Consider the following 13,937-nt stretch of genomic DNA (forward strand, 5'->3'; position numbering starts at 1 on the left):
TCTATAACGATTACATTGAAAAAAGGTGACTTTATATGGGTGATCGCACCTTGCGCCGAATATTTATTCTTGCTGGGATAGCATTGATCATATGGGTTTTATACTTATTAAAGCCTGTAGTTGTTCCTTTTATCGGCGCATTTCTAATTGCATATTTATTTAGCCCTTTAGTCGATAAATTACATAATATTGGCTTGCCGCGCTGGTTATCTATCAGTTTGGTCTTTATTGGAATTGGTGTCGCTATATTCCTTGCAATGTGGTTCCTCGTACCACTGGTATGGGAACAGTTGATGTATGCAAAAAACAATATTCCAAACAATATTCATTGGGTCAACTATACATTCCTGCCGTGGTTATCAGAGACATTTAATCTTGTACCGATGGAAATTGATACAGAGCAAATGTCAGCAGCGATCATGGAGTATATTCAAACCAACTATAGTGCAGACAGTATCCAAGCCATGTTGTTAAAAGTGGCACAATCGGGTCTGAATTTCATACAGATTGGTGGCACGATTGTCTTAATTCCAATCATAGCTTTCTATTTCTTATTAGATTGGGAACGAATGTTAGAAAACATGCGTCGACTTATTCCACGTAAATATGAAAAAAGCACGCTCACAATCGTGGGCGAATGTCATGAAGTTTTAGGTGCATTTGTAAAAGGCCAATTCTTGGTAATGTTCTTATTGGGCGTTGTTTATGCGGTTGGACTCCAATTAGTCGGTATTGAGGTTGGTATCATCATTGGGATGATTGCGGGTCTAGCCAGTATTATTCCGTATTTGGGTTTTGCGGTTGGTATTATTTCGGCAATTGTGGCTTGCCTGTTCCAATTCGGTTTGGATTGGGTGCATTTGGCCTTAGTACTGGTGGTATTCATGGTAGGGCAAGCAATAGAAGGTTATATTTTACAGCCTTTCTTATTAGGCGACAAAATTGGTTTGTCTCCTGTGGCAGTGGTATTTGCAGTCCTTGCAGGCGCGCAATTGGCAGGACTCCTTGGAATGCTCATTGCACTACCCGTTGCAGCGATTATTGTGGTCTTATTACGTCATGCACGCGAAAATTACGAGAAAAGTAATTTATACCGAAATGATGTACTTGTCGTAAATGATGCTGCAAGTGGCACTTTAAACGTAGAAACCAATCAAGTTGCTGTTGATATTGAGCTCAAAAATCAGTCTGCAAATTCGCTGCAAGATCCTGAAATTTCGAGTAACATTGAAAGATCAGAACATAAAGATTGATAAGGCCAAAATATAGATATGCGTCAATTGCAGCTAGATATAGAACCACAACTCGATGCCCGAATTAGTGATTTTTCTGGGCCGAGTTGGGGGCATGTAATCGATGGTGTTCGTCAGTTACATGCTGGTTTAATGAATCGTTTCTATATCTATGGTGGAGCTGGCACAGGAAAAAGCCATTTACTGTCTGCAATATGTGACTCCTATTTAGAAATTGGCAAATCAGCAATTCAAGTTTCATTGCTTGAATTGCTAGATGCTCCCACTGAAGCGATTACTTCGCTCGATCGCTATGACTTGGTGGCTTTAGACGATATTGAAGCCATCAGTGGAGTTCCACATTGGCAAAAAGCTGTTTTTCACCTGATTAATTATAATAACGAAGAAGGTGGTCAATTGGTCTTTTCATCTCGGCTGGCGCCCATTGAACTCAAACTTGAACTGCCAGATTTACAGTCTCGATTAACTCAGGCTGTCAGTGTAAAAGTACCAAATGGTAGTTTATACGCAGACCGACAAGCACTCGTAAACTCTGTTTTGGCGCGACGTGGCATCCATATGGATCAACAAATTGTAGATTATTTGTTGGCACATGGGCCGCATCAGGCATCCATTTTACTTAGATCTTTAGAACAACTGATTCAGATGTTAAAAGGTGAAAAAGTCAAATTGAGTCATGCCAATTTAAGACAAATTTTTGCCCTAATTGATGAATATCGGTAAGCAATAAAAATTCTTGAGTAATTACTCAAGCTGTGACAAAGTACATAAAAATATTTTAATGTTGCAAGGATTGTGCAACTTAAGAATAAAAAGATAAAAAATATTTAAGGAGATGGATATGCTCAAACAGAGCATAGGCATTGGCATGCTTCTCATGGCAGGTCATGCATTTAGCGCAGAAATTACCGTTACAACCACTGAAGATGTTGTAAAGGATGACAAGGAATGTTCACTTCGTGAAGCCATAGAATATATCAATAATGGTATGCCAGAAGCCGGATATAATGGTTGCGGGGGTAAAGACGTCTATGCCTCAATTTCTCTGAAAAAAAATGAAGTTTATAAACTCACTAAAAAAATTGATATTAAAGCGGAACTGAATCTGAAAACGGCGTATGACAGTAACGTCAATGAAGATGTTGTACTCGGTCTTAATAATGCCGTCATTGAAATGACGGGTAAGGATCAAATTTTTAATATTAATGATAGCGAAAAAGAACTACTTGCAATCAATTTTAAAGAAATTTCATTTAAAGGATGTAAGCAAGATCAATGTGCTGATAAAGGGGGAATCATTTTTAATAATGAAAAACTCACACTTGAAAATGTAAAGTTTGAAGATGGCTATGCACGACTTGGTGGTGCAATCTACAATGTTGGATTTTCAGAAGATGGCGCAGCTGTAGCCAGCCGTCTATATATACGAACCACGATTTTTCAAAACAACAAAGCGGTAGATGGGGGTGCAATATACTCAGAAGCACCGGCTTATGAAATCTATACATCTTTGTTCAAAAATAATGAAAGCACTTCTGGTCGAGCGATTGTTTACAATCAAAATGGGCTCGCAGACATCAGCAAGTTGGTGTTCAGTAACCCTCAAAATATCATTGCCAATAGTACTTTTTTCAAAAACAAAGGTTTTGCTGTCAACTTACGTGATGGTTTAGCACTCAATAATATTACAGTACTGAAGAACAGTGGCGGTATCGAACTAAATAGTACCTCTGAGCATGCTTATTTAGCCAATAGTGTGGTGATTGGTAATGCGCTCAGTGGTACCGCTCAAGATTGTAAAGTCGTGAACTCAGGAACAGACCAATCTGTTTTTTATAACAACTTAGTGGCTGCGAGTTGTCCTGTTGGGCCTGCTGCAAATTTAAATGATGTATGGTCTGGGACGAGTTTAATTGCGGGTGAAGATGAAGGTAGCTGTAAAACCTTAACAGAAGATCGTAATGCACTTTTCTGTCCATTTACCACAGCAAATAACGCATTTATTGGTTATTTACGTCCTCGTATTTTATTAGATTACGAAACGATTTTCTCAAGCCCGATATTAAATAAGGGGAAGACCACAGCAGATGGCAATGAGCATCATGTGTATTGCGAGTCTTCTGATCAGCGTGGAAAAAATCGTAATTTGGATGATGTTTGGTGTGATCGTGGGGCTATAGAAATTGTGGTTCCTGTGAGCATGCCTCGATTAGGTAAAGACATTCGTACAGGTGAAGTGGCCAAGTTTAATATTTTAGATGCATTAGGTGACAGTGATTTAATTCCAAAAGAAGAATGTTCAAAAGTGATGGGTATGGCAAATCCAATGGGTGAGCCATGGCAAGATGGTTGCCCAATAATTGTACAAAGCACCGAATCTAAAGGTAAATTTACACTGAATTTGAATGGTGATTTTGAATACACGCCAAATGGAAATTGGCATGGCGCAGATATTTTTGAATTGCGTGTGGTGACGTCTTCAACCCGTTTTAATACTTCGGCAAAAAATTATTTAGCTGCAGAAGTGCGTATTTTCCAAGAACCAAACAATGAAATGGAAAGTAAAACCGTTAAAACTTCAGGTGGTGCTCTAGGCTGGGCGAGTATTTTTGCGCTGCTTAGCTTAGTTGGATTTCGTCGCTTTAAAAAATAGTCTGGATAGAATTAAGGACAGCACATGAAAAATTATAAAAAAGGATTGCTGGCGGTCATGGTCCTTGCGGCTATGTCATCTATGGCAGCGACAAGTAACATCATCAAAGTTACGACCTTTGATGATGAAAATGGTGAAAATCTCAATCAATGTTCTTTACGTGAAGCGATTGAAACTGCGCGTAAAAACAAATCTTTTGGTGGATGTAATGTCGGTAATCCAAATAATGGGCAGACCGATTATATTCAACTTGAAGCAGGTGAATATCTTCTGACCAAAGGTGAGTTAGTTCCGCTCAATCAGATCGTGATTGAGGGGAAAAGTCGCTTTAACTATAATTCAAAAAATTTACTGACGCAGAAATTTCCTGCCTATGAAGATATTAGAACGACGATTAATGCCCAAGGCAAATCGCGTATTTTTAATACTTCACGCTCAGAAGCCAACTTTATCGTCAATAATGTACGCCTTACTGGCGGGATGGCAGAAGACCGTGGTGGTGCCTTGTATTTAGGGGGAGCATTTACCTTAAATAATGGTGCAATAGAAAACTCTCAGGCCAAAGTTGCTGGCGGTGCTATCTACTCCGTTGCGCATAATATGTCGAAAAAAACATTATTGGTGAGCAGTTTAGTTCAGGGTAACGTCGCACCTAAAGGTAGTGTTGTAGCTATGGACTGTATCGGGAACTTGGGGGATACCCAGCCTGAAATTGTGTTCCAGCAAAGCAGTATTATTCAAAATGGTTCATCGACGAGCAATAGTGTGATGGACTTCTGTGGAAATGCCAAGGTTGAACTGACAGCAAATACGATTGCAAAAAACCAAGCAAATCCAAGTACGGGTAGTATTATCCGTGCCATTTCTCAGGGAACGGAACGTTTAAGTGCTTTTTCTAGCTTCGTTTTAACCAGTAATACAATAGTCGAGAACAATGCGGCTAGTACCTATTATTATGATAACAATGGTACAAAGGCTTGGTATTTCAATGTATTGGCCTACAATACTGGTGGAAAATCTTGTCGTTATCTGAATAATGCAGTACCTGATAATGGTCAAAAATTTGTTGCAAGTAATAATGCATTTGAACTGGCAGCCGCACAGTGTGATTTACCCGAAAGTGTGCTGAATAGTACGGAAAGCTTTCTGCAAAACCATGATGTAAGTAGTTATGCTATGGGGACTTTATTAAGCGCCCTACAAACAAAATCTGCTTATAATTTGTATTTACCTTTGTATTACCCGAAAGCAATCGGCAGTGGTTTTGACTTAATCAATCTGGGCTTAGACGGCTGTAGTGATGCGGATCAACGGGGCATTTTGCGGATCACAGATGGTACTTTACAGTTATCACCTACGCAAAGAAACACATGTGATATTGGTTCGGTTGAGTTAATGAATTTAACCGCAGCAGATATGGCAGATATTACCAATGAGTCTTTAACAGCTCTGCAAGATAAGTATCAAAATACAATTGATGCCTTGAAAAAGGATATCGACGATCCAGATTATGCGGAATACAAAGTTGCCAATCAGGATGATTTAACAAAGTACGAAGCGGTATTAAGTGCATTAAAAAATAACCTTAAATATCGTGCAGTTTATTTTGATCCATTCCCTGCATCATTACCTCAAGAAGAGTCTGTGAATGGAAGTGCTGAAACACGACAAATTGCCTTAAATGCTGACAACTACACCGTGACGACTTCACCAATCGGCATTGGTAGTGAAATTACGGTGTCTAGTACAGGCGAAGCAAGTATTGTTGGTAATCCACCACATGACCTACACTGTGATTGGGATGCGGGAATAAAACAAATTGTTATTTATCGCACCAGTGGGGAAACAACAGCGCCTACCGAATACGGTTTTTGTAAATATACGCTAAAACAAAAGACAGGGAGTCAGGCGGAATCCTCTGGTGTAGTACGTGTGGCATTTAAAAATATGACCCCAGTGGCCAAAGCTGCGCAATATACGATTAGTCCGTCAAATAATTTGTCTGTTACCGTCAATAATTTATTAGAAAATGCTAATGATGATGGTGATGGTCCAGTTACATCTATGCCAACGGGTAAATCGGTATGGCATAAAAATGAAGAAGGTCAAATTATCCCAATTCGTTTTACGAAAATCCCAGCAGGTTTAAACTTTGAAGCTGAGTATAGTGGCAGTTGCCCAGCAAGTTATTTAAAGGAAACTTGCTACGGTGGCAAGATTACCTTCTCTGTAAAAAATGGCTTTAGTCAGTTTGACTATCCTGTTGAATATAGCGTTGTCGATAGTGACGCCATTGCATCAAACAATGCAATTTTGACCCTTAAGAATACCGCGAAAAACACCAATTCTTCTTCTAGCGGCGGTGGTTCGATGGGATTATTTGGGCTGTTGACACTGATTGGTTTAGGTATGTATCGTCAGCGTCGGTTGAGCAAGTAATACAATAAAAAAAGCCTCGATAAGAGGCTTTTTTTATAACTTAACTAATGTAATTGATTTGATTATCACAACATACTGTTGTTTTTGATTAGTGAACGACAGCGATAGGCTGTAAATATTTATTGATATACTCATCGCGAATAGCAGGTCGTTCATCAGGACTAGCTTTTTGCATACGTGTCGCGAGTTCTTTACGTTCTAAAGTACTCATTTTTTGCCATGTTTCGCGCATACGCTGCTTTTCACTGTCTGGAAGTTGGGTGAACCAATCCATGCGCTGTTGCAAGCTGACACGTTGATCTGCAGGAATCTCTTTGAGAGCCTGATACTTTTTAATTAAAGCCTGTTGTTCTGCTTCAGATAGCGAATCCCAAGTTTCATTGACTTGAGTATCTGCATCTTTTGAAAATATCCAAAAGCGATCAAAGCCAGCAAAACTGGTTTGCAAAAAACTAAAAGCACAGAATGCAATTGCTAATTTTTTAGCTGCCATGTGGAACTTTGTCCTCACCCAGAACCATCAACATTTCAAGATCTTCCACCATTTGAGGGGAGAGCTTAGGGGTTGAAATCACCTGATTTTGTGGTTTGTCATCCAGTACAGTCGCATTCGGTAAAATGACAAAACCTGCAATTGCTGCTGCAAGTGCAAAGCCAGACATTTTCCAGAAACCATAACGTGAAGTTTCGCGCTGATGAATATCTTCAAGCACGTTATTCATGACAGTTGCTTTGTCTTTATGGTGCTGTGCGAGTCCATCAAGTTTGGAAGTTACTTGCTTTAAGAAATCATCTTGTTTCATTCGGATGATCCTCCCATATGTGGATTCAAATGTGCCAAAGCGGTACGTAAACCCTGAATGGCACGGTGGTAATGTGTTTTCACACTGCCTTCGGAACAATTCATAATTTCTGCAGTTGTATGCGTATCAAAGCCTTCCCAAGCTCGCAACATAAATGCTTGTTGCTGGCGGACTGGAAGTTCTGCGATAGCATCTTGTATTTCCTCTGCAGTGACAGCCTGATCCAGAAAGTCGAAAGGGTTTGGTGTAGATTCATCTACCACATCCTGTATCTCGACATCGTCGTCATCTAGGCTGACTTTTCTAAATAAGGAAAACGGCTGCGAACGACGTGCTTCTTTTCGACGCCAGTCTTGCAGCTTGTTATTTAAAATGGTGTAAAACAGGGGATACCATTCCTCTGTGGACTTTTCAGCATAAGCTTTATGTAAGGAAATAAAGGCTTCTTGCACCAAGTCCATGGCAATGCCATGTTGACCGTGCGTTGCACTTTCCATCATTACTAAAGCACGCCCCGTCACTTCATTCATGAAGTTTTTCAGGCGAGACTCAGCCGTGCTTTTTAAAACACTGCTGTCTTGCGTCTCGGACTTTTTGGGTGCTAAATCCATAGAGATGGAAAATCCTGTCATCGGATACCCACCATTATTTCCATATTCATATACAAATAACGATGGAAATAACGGTTAGGTTGACAAAAAGAATTATTATTTTTTCTAGTGTAGTCTATTTTTTTCAGGCTTAAGCGCTAAATACAATAAAATAACGATTTTACTGACGCTGACGTACCATTTCAAAAAAACAGATCGAGCCAGCAATGGCTACGTTTAGTGATTCTTGACCACCCGGTTGAGGAATCGCAACGGCTTCGGCATGTTGTAATGCATACTCAGAAACACCTTGACCTTCATTGCCTAAAATCCACACACATTGTTTGCGTAAATTTTTGCTATATAGGTTTTCAGACTGATGTGAGCTTGTTGCATACACTGGAATTTTGAATTTCGTCAAAATATCTTCAAGGGCAATATTTTCAAAGGTATTTAATGAAAAATGTGCGCCCATACCTGCGCGTAATACACGCGGTGACCAGAGCGATGCAGAGCCTTTGGTACAAACAACTTGCTCAATACCCGCCGCGGCAGCAGAACGGAGTAGGGTGCCTACATTACCGGGGTCTTGAATATTGTCTAAAATTAAGGTGTCTTCACTGAAGTTAAGCGCTTCACTTGAACTTGGTAAATCCACAATTGCTAAGCAAGCAATAGATGTTCCAAGTGTACTGATATCTTTATATAAAGATTCACTTAGAATGAACACCGCACCTTGATATTGTTCCGCAATGCGGTCGAAATCAGCATGGTTAATTGCTTGTTCAGTGGTGAAAATCGATTTGATTGGACGTTTTGAGTCTAACCATGACAACACCAAGTGTGTGCCTTCCAAAACAGTTTGACCTTGTTTTTTACGGTAGGCATTTTGTTCGATTAAGCCACGGAGGTGTTTAATTTTAGGGTTGTCTTTTGATTCGAGATAAATCAGAGCCATGAGGGAGATATCCACGAAAGTCAGCAAAAATACAGACTTTCGTTATAAGAAATTAATTATGGTATGACGTAACTAGGTCAACTTCGTTTTTAGAACCAATAATCACAGGAACACGTTGATGAAGTTCTGTTGGTTGGATGTCTAGAATGCGGACACGGCCTGTTGTAGAAGCACCGCCAGCTTGTTCCATCAACATACTCATTGGGTTTGCTTCGTACATTAAACGTAGACGGCCTGCTTTTTTCGGATCTTTGAAGTCGTATGGATACATGAAGATACCGCTACGGCAAAGAATACGATGAATATCACCCACCATACATGCGACCCAACGCATATTGAAGTCTTTTTCACGCGGGCCAGTTTTACCTGCAAGAAGTTCGTCGATATAACGTTTTACAGGTTCTTCCCAGTGACGTTGGTTCGATGCATTAATTGCATATTCTTTAGTGTCTGCTGCAACCGCAATCGCATCTTTAGTTAATAAGAACTCTTTGCTTTCTGGATCAAAAGTAAAGAAGACTACGCCAGCGCCAACAGTTAGAGCCATCATTGTTGATGGACCATACAGTACATAACCTGCAGCCGCTTGGTTAACACCCGCTTGCATGAAATCTTCAGCTTGCGTTACGGCATTTTTTGAAGGAAGAATTGAGAAAATTGTGCCAACACACATGTTGATATCGATGTTGCTTGAACCATCTAATGGGTCGAACAAAACAAGATAATCGCCATTTTCTTGAGCTGGTGTGAATTCATCTAATTCTTCAGATGCCAAACCACCGACATGTGGATGAACTTTTAATGCATCGATGAGGTAATCATTTGAAATGACATCAAGTTTCTTTTGTTCTTCACCTTGAACGTTTTCGTGTTGCGCGCTACCCAATACACCAGCCAAAGCACCTTTTTGTAAAAGAAGGTCGATATCTTTGCATGTATTACCAATTGTTTCAATAACTTGTGCTAATGCAGGAGTAAGATTACCACTTTGTTGTTGTAGAAATTGGGAAAGGGTGAGATTTGACATAACCGGAAAACTCCAAATATTAATTTATCAAAAATGATAAAAATGTGATTGTGCAACATTTTAGATGAGAACGAAGGAAAAGAAAAATTAAACTAGACTATTTGTCGTGATTTTACCCTTGCAAGTCCTGAATAACATGCTATGTTGAATCTAATGTATAAATCGAAAGACAGGGAGCACAACAATGACCACACAAAAATTTGATGCGACTCCGACTGCAACTGAGGGATTGAATTTAGACGATATTTCTGCGGATACCGTAAAAGCTGCATGGAGCAGTTACGAAGCAAAAGCAGAGTATAAAAAGTTCAATAAACATGACCTCATTGAGTCGATGCAAACAGAAAAAGAAAATGCTGAACATCCAGAAGCAGAAGCGTAATGATTTGGATTGTTAAGCTAATTTTCTAGTTGGTAAAGCTAAGGATATCGTTTTAAAAGTCGTTCATTTGCATTTTTAATTGGATATTTTTTTAAGTTCTAAAGCCGCTAATCGAATTTATCCTGAGTTAAAGGGCTAAATTGAGTTAAAGCAAAAAACATTGCAATAGAACGGTGCAAATGAAACGATATAAATTAAATGATATAGGTTAAATCAAAAAAGCACTCATTAATGAGTGCTTTTTTTAGCTCAGACTTATTCAAGTCTTATTTAAGTAGTGGAGGAACCGCTTCGTAGTTAATTTCTACACGGCGGTTTTCTTTCCATGCATTTTCATCATGACCCGGATTGATTGGCATTTCTTTACCATAACTAACTGCTTCAAGCTGATTTGGACTTACGCCTGTTGTAATCAGAAAGCTTTCAACAGCTTTGGCACGACGCTCACCAAGCGCCATGTTGTATTCACGAGTACCACGTTCATCGGTATGACCTGTTAAAGCCACGCGTGAGTTTGCATTAGCAACAAGGAACTGTGCATGAGCTTGAAGGGTTTGTAAGTCTTCATTGCTAAGCTCTGTACTGTCGTAGTCAAAGTGTACTACGCGCTTCGCTAAAAATGCTTTATTCGCTTCAGTTACACCTTTAGATGATGCACCCGCTAGGTTTTGTGCATTGAGTGCTGCATCTTCACTTAAACCAGAAGTGTTTACAGTGGTTGAGCTATTTGGGTTTTGTCCTGCTTGTACGTCTGCTGCAGGTTTACGGCTGGCACAGCCAGTCATTACTAATGCTGTAGCTAAAACAGGTAATGCAATCAGTTTCATCGCTTTCATATTGATCTCCATGACGGTTATTTATGATGTTTCATTAAAAAGTTATTGTTGAATAAATCATGCCGTGTTTATTTCGGTGCCCAAGCTGGTTCACGAACTTCACCTTGTTCACTTGGTAAGTTCATGCGGAAACGACCATCTAAAGACATGATCGAGAGCAAACCACGGTTTGCTTCACGTGTTGCATACACGACCATTTGACCATTTGGAGAGAAGCTTGGGGATTCATCTAAACTTGTTGGTGTTAAAATATTGGTTACACCAGAACCAATGTCTTGAACCGCAACTTTATAGTTACTACCGCTAGGACGATGCACCAAAGCTAATTTTTTACCGTCCGCACTTAACGTACCACGCGCATTGAAAGCGCCACGGAAAGTTAAACGTTTTACACTTTCAGCACTTAAGTTGTAGGTATAAATTTGTGGAGAGCCGCCACGGTCAGAGGTAAAAATAAATGATTTTCCGTCAGGGGCATAACGTGCTTCTGTATCAATCGCTGTGTCATTGGTCATGCGTTTTAATTGGCGAGTCTGTAAATCCATTTGATAGATTTCAGGATTGCCATGCATTGAAGCGGTAAACAACATCGATTTACCATCAGGTGAGAAGCTTGGAGCACCATTTAAACCACGGAAACTTGCAACTTTTTCACGGCTACCAGTTGCTAAGTCTTGAATGTAAATTGCAGGACGTTTGGTTTCAAAAGAAACATAAGCTAGCTTTTTAGCATCAGGTGTCCAAGCAGGGGAAAGGATTGGATCTCGTGAAGTCAAAATGGTACGAGGTTGTTCACCATCCGTATCTGCAATTTGTAAGGTATAGCGTTGATCTGGAGTTGCTGCATTACGCAGAACATAAGCGATACGGCCGCTGAAGTCACCAGGAATGCCAGTTAAAGCTTGATAGATCGCATCACTGATCATATGCGCTGCTTGACGGTAACGTGAAGCAGGTACAGTGAGTAGTTCATTTAACAGGTATTGTTTTTTTTCAACATCATACAGTTGGTAGTGAATTTCATAAGAGCCATCTGCCGTTGTTTTTGATGTACCTGTCACGACATAGGGTACGCCCGCAGCTTTCCATGCTTCTGCATTAGGTGAATTTATTGTTGCAGTTGCAGGTAAGTTTTTAGAGGCACTGGTAAATTTACCTGAGCGGTTCAAGTCATTTTCAACCACTGGATAAATATTTGAGTCATTACTAAAAGGCACGATCGCAATTTTAGGTGCCTCTTCAGGCGCCTTGGTGATTTCAAGATGAAGCTGTGCATGTGTTTGAGTGATTAAAACTGGACTCAAAGCGGTCATAATTGCTAGGCAAAGAAGATGTTTACGCGTCATTTCCATCATTCGCTAACTACTCTAAAAATGTGAGTTATTGTCTGTATTAGGTTGTGTCACATAATGGCATGATTTTGGATTATTAAAAGCATGAAAATATGACTGAACTGTTATAACACTGTGAAAAATGCAGAGATTTTATTCGAGTTCACTGAAGTTTATCTTAAAATTGGTGCAGACAACATCACATTTTGAATTGGAAATGATAATTCTATATAGTTGAAATTTAATTTTTGAATCAAATGTTTATAAGAAATAAATAGCTCTTGATTAGGCTGAGTTAGTAAAATTTATATATATGTCATTTTATGAAAAGTGTCGACCAAATAGAATTTGTTTCATTCAAAAAATCAGTGAATGAACCCATCTAATCAATAAATTTTCCAAAGTTTGCCATATTCAGAAGAAATATAAAAAAATCCCCGCAATCAATGCAGGGATTTATCAAACTTAATTTGAAGATCTAAATGTAGAGGTAAAGCTTTGTGCTTCACGTCTAGCATCAGGGTCGCTTGGCATTGGGTACGGTGCTGCAGCACGAACCGCGGCTTCAATACTGGCTTTCATATCAGGGTCACTAGAGTTCACAATAACTGATCGGACTGAACCACTTTCTGATAATGTCACCCGAGCAGTTGCCGATTTACCCGCAGAGTCAGAAGGTGTGTCCCATGCACGGCGGATTTTGTTTTCAAAATCACGTTTAGCAGTTGAGGCAATTTTCTTCGCTTCAGCCTTTTTCTGTGCGGCTTCTTCAGCTGCTTTTTTAGCTGATGAAGCTTTGGCTTCTTCGGCTGCACGTTCGCGTGCTTCGGCATCGGCTTTAGCCTTTGCATCTGCCTTGGCTTTTGCATCGGCGTCTGCTTTACGTTTTGCAGCTTCCGCATTGGCCTTAGCTTTGGCATCAGCATCTGCTTTACGTTTTGCAGCTTCCGCATTGGCTTTAGCTTTTGCATCGGCGTCTGCTTTACGTTTTGCAGCTTCTGCATTGGCCTTAGCTTTTGCATCAGCATCTGCTTTACGTTTTGCAGCTTCCGCATTGGCCTTGGCTTTCGCATCAGCATCTGCTTTACGTTTTGCAGCTTCTGCATTGGCCTTAGCTTTGGCATCAGCATCTGCTTTACGTTTTGCTGCTTCAGCATTGGCTTTCGCCGTAGCATCTGCTTTTGCCTTAGCCGCATCCGCTTTGGCTTCTTGTTGTGCTTTTAGTTTTGCAGCTTCAGCCGCTTTAGCTTGTTCTTGAGCACGCTTTGCATTGTCCGCAGCTTTTTGTTCAGCAAGCTGCTGTGCTTTTGCCGCAGCGAGTGCCTGTTGAGTAGCAACCTGTGGATCTGCCTTAGGTGGTTCTGCTGGTTTAGGTGGTGCAGCCGTTGGAATCTCGGGTGCTGGTTCAACGCTAGGTTCTGCTGTTTGCGTGATTTGTTCAGCTACATTTTCATGCGCGGTTTCATCAAACTCTGTGACTTCACGAGTTACAGGTTTTAAATCTTCCGGTTTTACCAAAACAGTGGTTATTTTTTTAGGGGGCTCAGGTGGTTTACTCATGCCAAGATAAAGTAAGCCAACCACAGCGACGATATGCACACCTAGTGTGAAACCAATCGCAACGGCTTTTTGTTTAAAAGGCGGCTTTTTGAAATCTTTCATAAA

The 13,937-nt window shown here is 40.2% G+C and carries 13 protein-coding genes; 5 read left to right on the top strand and 8 right to left on the bottom strand.

Annotated elements, in window-relative coordinates:
- Positions 1 to 35: 35 nt before the first annotated feature.
- From cxpE to FTV50_RS01955, 4 genes are all read left to right on the top strand, one after another.
- The gene (gene cxpE, locus FTV50_RS01940; protein ID WP_111883943.1) at positions 36 to 1,253 is read left to right on the top strand and encodes a chloramphenicol efflux transporter CxpE; all 1,218 of its coding nucleotides are present in this window, start codon (positions 36 to 38) and stop codon (positions 1,251 to 1,253) included.
- 18 nt (positions 1,254 to 1,271) lie between these two features.
- Positions 1,272 to 1,976 carry a DnaA regulatory inactivator Hda gene (gene hda / locus FTV50_RS01945; protein WP_078190380.1) on the top strand — a complete coding sequence of 235 codons (705 nt, stop codon included), beginning with the start codon at positions 1,272 to 1,274 and terminating at the stop codon, positions 1,974 to 1,976.
- Between the two features lie 118 nt (positions 1,977 to 2,094).
- Positions 2,095 to 3,906 carry a rhombotarget A gene (gene rbtA / locus FTV50_RS01950; RefSeq protein ID WP_180023323.1) on the top strand — a complete coding sequence of 604 codons (1,812 nt, stop codon included), beginning with the start codon at positions 2,095 to 2,097 and terminating at the stop codon, positions 3,904 to 3,906.
- Between the two features lie 24 nt (positions 3,907 to 3,930).
- Positions 3,931 to 6,345: a CSLREA domain-containing protein gene (locus FTV50_RS01955; RefSeq protein ID WP_180023324.1), complete on the top strand. Its 2,415-nt coding sequence runs from the start codon at positions 3,931 to 3,933 to the stop codon at positions 6,343 to 6,345.
- Positions 6,346 to 6,433: 88 nt separating this feature from the next.
- On the opposite strand, the gene FTV50_RS01960 is transcribed toward FTV50_RS01955, so the two are convergent.
- From FTV50_RS01960 to FTV50_RS01980, 5 genes are all read right to left on the bottom strand, one after another.
- Complete coding sequence (locus FTV50_RS01960) at positions 6,434 to 6,838, bottom strand: DUF3106 domain-containing protein (RefSeq protein ID WP_078190378.1); 405 nt, start codon at positions 6,836 to 6,838, stop codon at positions 6,434 to 6,436.
- Entirely contained in the window at positions 6,828 to 7,148 is a 321-nt protein-coding gene (locus tag FTV50_RS01965; protein ID WP_078190377.1) for a hypothetical protein, read from the bottom strand. The genes FTV50_RS01960 and FTV50_RS01965 overlap by 11 nt, the downstream gene beginning before the upstream one ends.
- Positions 7,145 to 7,759: an RNA polymerase sigma factor gene (locus FTV50_RS01970; protein ID WP_111883945.1), complete on the bottom strand. Its 615-nt coding sequence runs from the start codon at positions 7,757 to 7,759 to the stop codon at positions 7,145 to 7,147. The genes FTV50_RS01965 and FTV50_RS01970 overlap by 4 nt, the downstream gene beginning before the upstream one ends.
- Positions 7,760 to 7,919: 160 nt before the next feature.
- A complete protein-coding gene (locus FTV50_RS01975; RefSeq protein WP_078192042.1) occupies positions 7,920 to 8,696 on the bottom strand; it encodes an RNA methyltransferase in 777 nt (258 codons plus the stop codon).
- A 52-nt stretch (positions 8,697 to 8,748) separates the two neighbouring features.
- Entirely contained in the window at positions 8,749 to 9,723 is a 975-nt protein-coding gene (locus FTV50_RS01980; RefSeq protein WP_180023325.1) for a class 1 fructose-bisphosphatase, read from the bottom strand.
- 184 nt (positions 9,724 to 9,907) lie between these two features.
- Here FTV50_RS01980 and FTV50_RS01985 point away from each other — a divergent pair, with 184 nt between their 5' ends.
- Positions 9,908 to 10,105 carry an NF038105 family protein gene (locus tag FTV50_RS01985; protein ID WP_078190373.1) on the top strand — a complete coding sequence of 66 codons (198 nt, stop codon included), beginning with the start codon at positions 9,908 to 9,910 and terminating at the stop codon, positions 10,103 to 10,105.
- 266 nt (positions 10,106 to 10,371) lie between these two features.
- Here FTV50_RS01985 and pal read toward each other — a convergent pair whose 3' ends face one another.
- The 3 genes from pal to tolA form a co-directional block, all read right to left on the bottom strand.
- A complete protein-coding gene (gene pal, locus FTV50_RS01990) occupies positions 10,372 to 10,941 on the bottom strand; it encodes a peptidoglycan-associated lipoprotein Pal (RefSeq protein WP_180023326.1) in 570 nt (189 codons plus the stop codon).
- 68 nt (positions 10,942 to 11,009) lie between these two features.
- The gene (gene tolB / locus FTV50_RS01995) at positions 11,010 to 12,293 is read right to left on the bottom strand and encodes a Tol-Pal system beta propeller repeat protein TolB (protein ID WP_180023561.1); all 1,284 of its coding nucleotides are present in this window, start codon (positions 12,291 to 12,293) and stop codon (positions 11,010 to 11,012) included.
- A 444-nt stretch (positions 12,294 to 12,737) separates the two neighbouring features.
- Entirely contained in the window at positions 12,738 to 13,934 is a 1,197-nt protein-coding gene (tolA, locus tag FTV50_RS02000; RefSeq protein ID WP_180023327.1) for a cell envelope integrity protein TolA, read from the bottom strand.
- Positions 13,935 to 13,937: the final 3 nt, after the last annotated feature.

Source organism: Acinetobacter sp. YH1901134, from assembly GCF_013416965.1.
Lineage (GTDB): Bacteria > Pseudomonadota > Gammaproteobacteria > Pseudomonadales > Moraxellaceae > Acinetobacter > Acinetobacter amyesii.

Bases quoted from the DNA above. Each gene is read 5' to 3' on its own strand.
- FTV50_RS01955 (WP_180023324.1), top strand. From the start codon at position 3,931: ATGAAAAATTATAAAAAAGGATTGCTGGCGGTCATGGTCCTTGCGGCT.
- FTV50_RS01965 (WP_078190377.1), bottom strand. From the start codon at position 7,148: ATGAAACAAGATGATTTCTTAAAGCAAGTAACTTCCAAACTTGATGGA.
- tolA (WP_180023327.1), bottom strand. From the start codon at position 13,934: ATGAAAGATTTCAAAAAGCCGCCTTTTAAACAAAAAGCCGTTGCGATT.
- tolB (WP_180023561.1), bottom strand. From the start codon at position 12,293: ATGGAAATGACGCGTAAACATCTTCTTTGCCTAGCAATTATGACCGCT.
- FTV50_RS01960 (WP_078190378.1), bottom strand. From the start codon at position 6,838: ATGGCAGCTAAAAAATTAGCAATTGCATTCTGTGCTTTTAGTTTTTTG.
- rbtA (WP_180023323.1), top strand. From the start codon at position 2,095: ATGCTCAAACAGAGCATAGGCATTGGCATGCTTCTCATGGCAGGTCAT.
- FTV50_RS01975 (WP_078192042.1), bottom strand. From the start codon at position 8,696: ATGGCTCTGATTTATCTCGAATCAAAAGACAACCCTAAAATTAAACAC.
- FTV50_RS01970 (WP_111883945.1), bottom strand. From the start codon at position 7,759: ATGGATTTAGCACCCAAAAAGTCCGAGACGCAAGACAGCAGTGTTTTA.
- pal (WP_180023326.1), bottom strand. From the start codon at position 10,941: ATGAAAGCGATGAAACTGATTGCATTACCTGTTTTAGCTACAGCATTA.
- FTV50_RS01980 (WP_180023325.1), bottom strand. From the start codon at position 9,723: ATGTCAAATCTCACCCTTTCCCAATTTCTACAACAACAAAGTGGTAAT.
- FTV50_RS01985 (WP_078190373.1), top strand. From the start codon at position 9,908: ATGACCACACAAAAATTTGATGCGACTCCGACTGCAACTGAGGGATTG.
- hda (WP_078190380.1), top strand. From the start codon at position 1,272: ATGCGTCAATTGCAGCTAGATATAGAACCACAACTCGATGCCCGAATT.
- cxpE (WP_111883943.1), top strand. From the start codon at position 36: ATGGGTGATCGCACCTTGCGCCGAATATTTATTCTTGCTGGGATAGCA.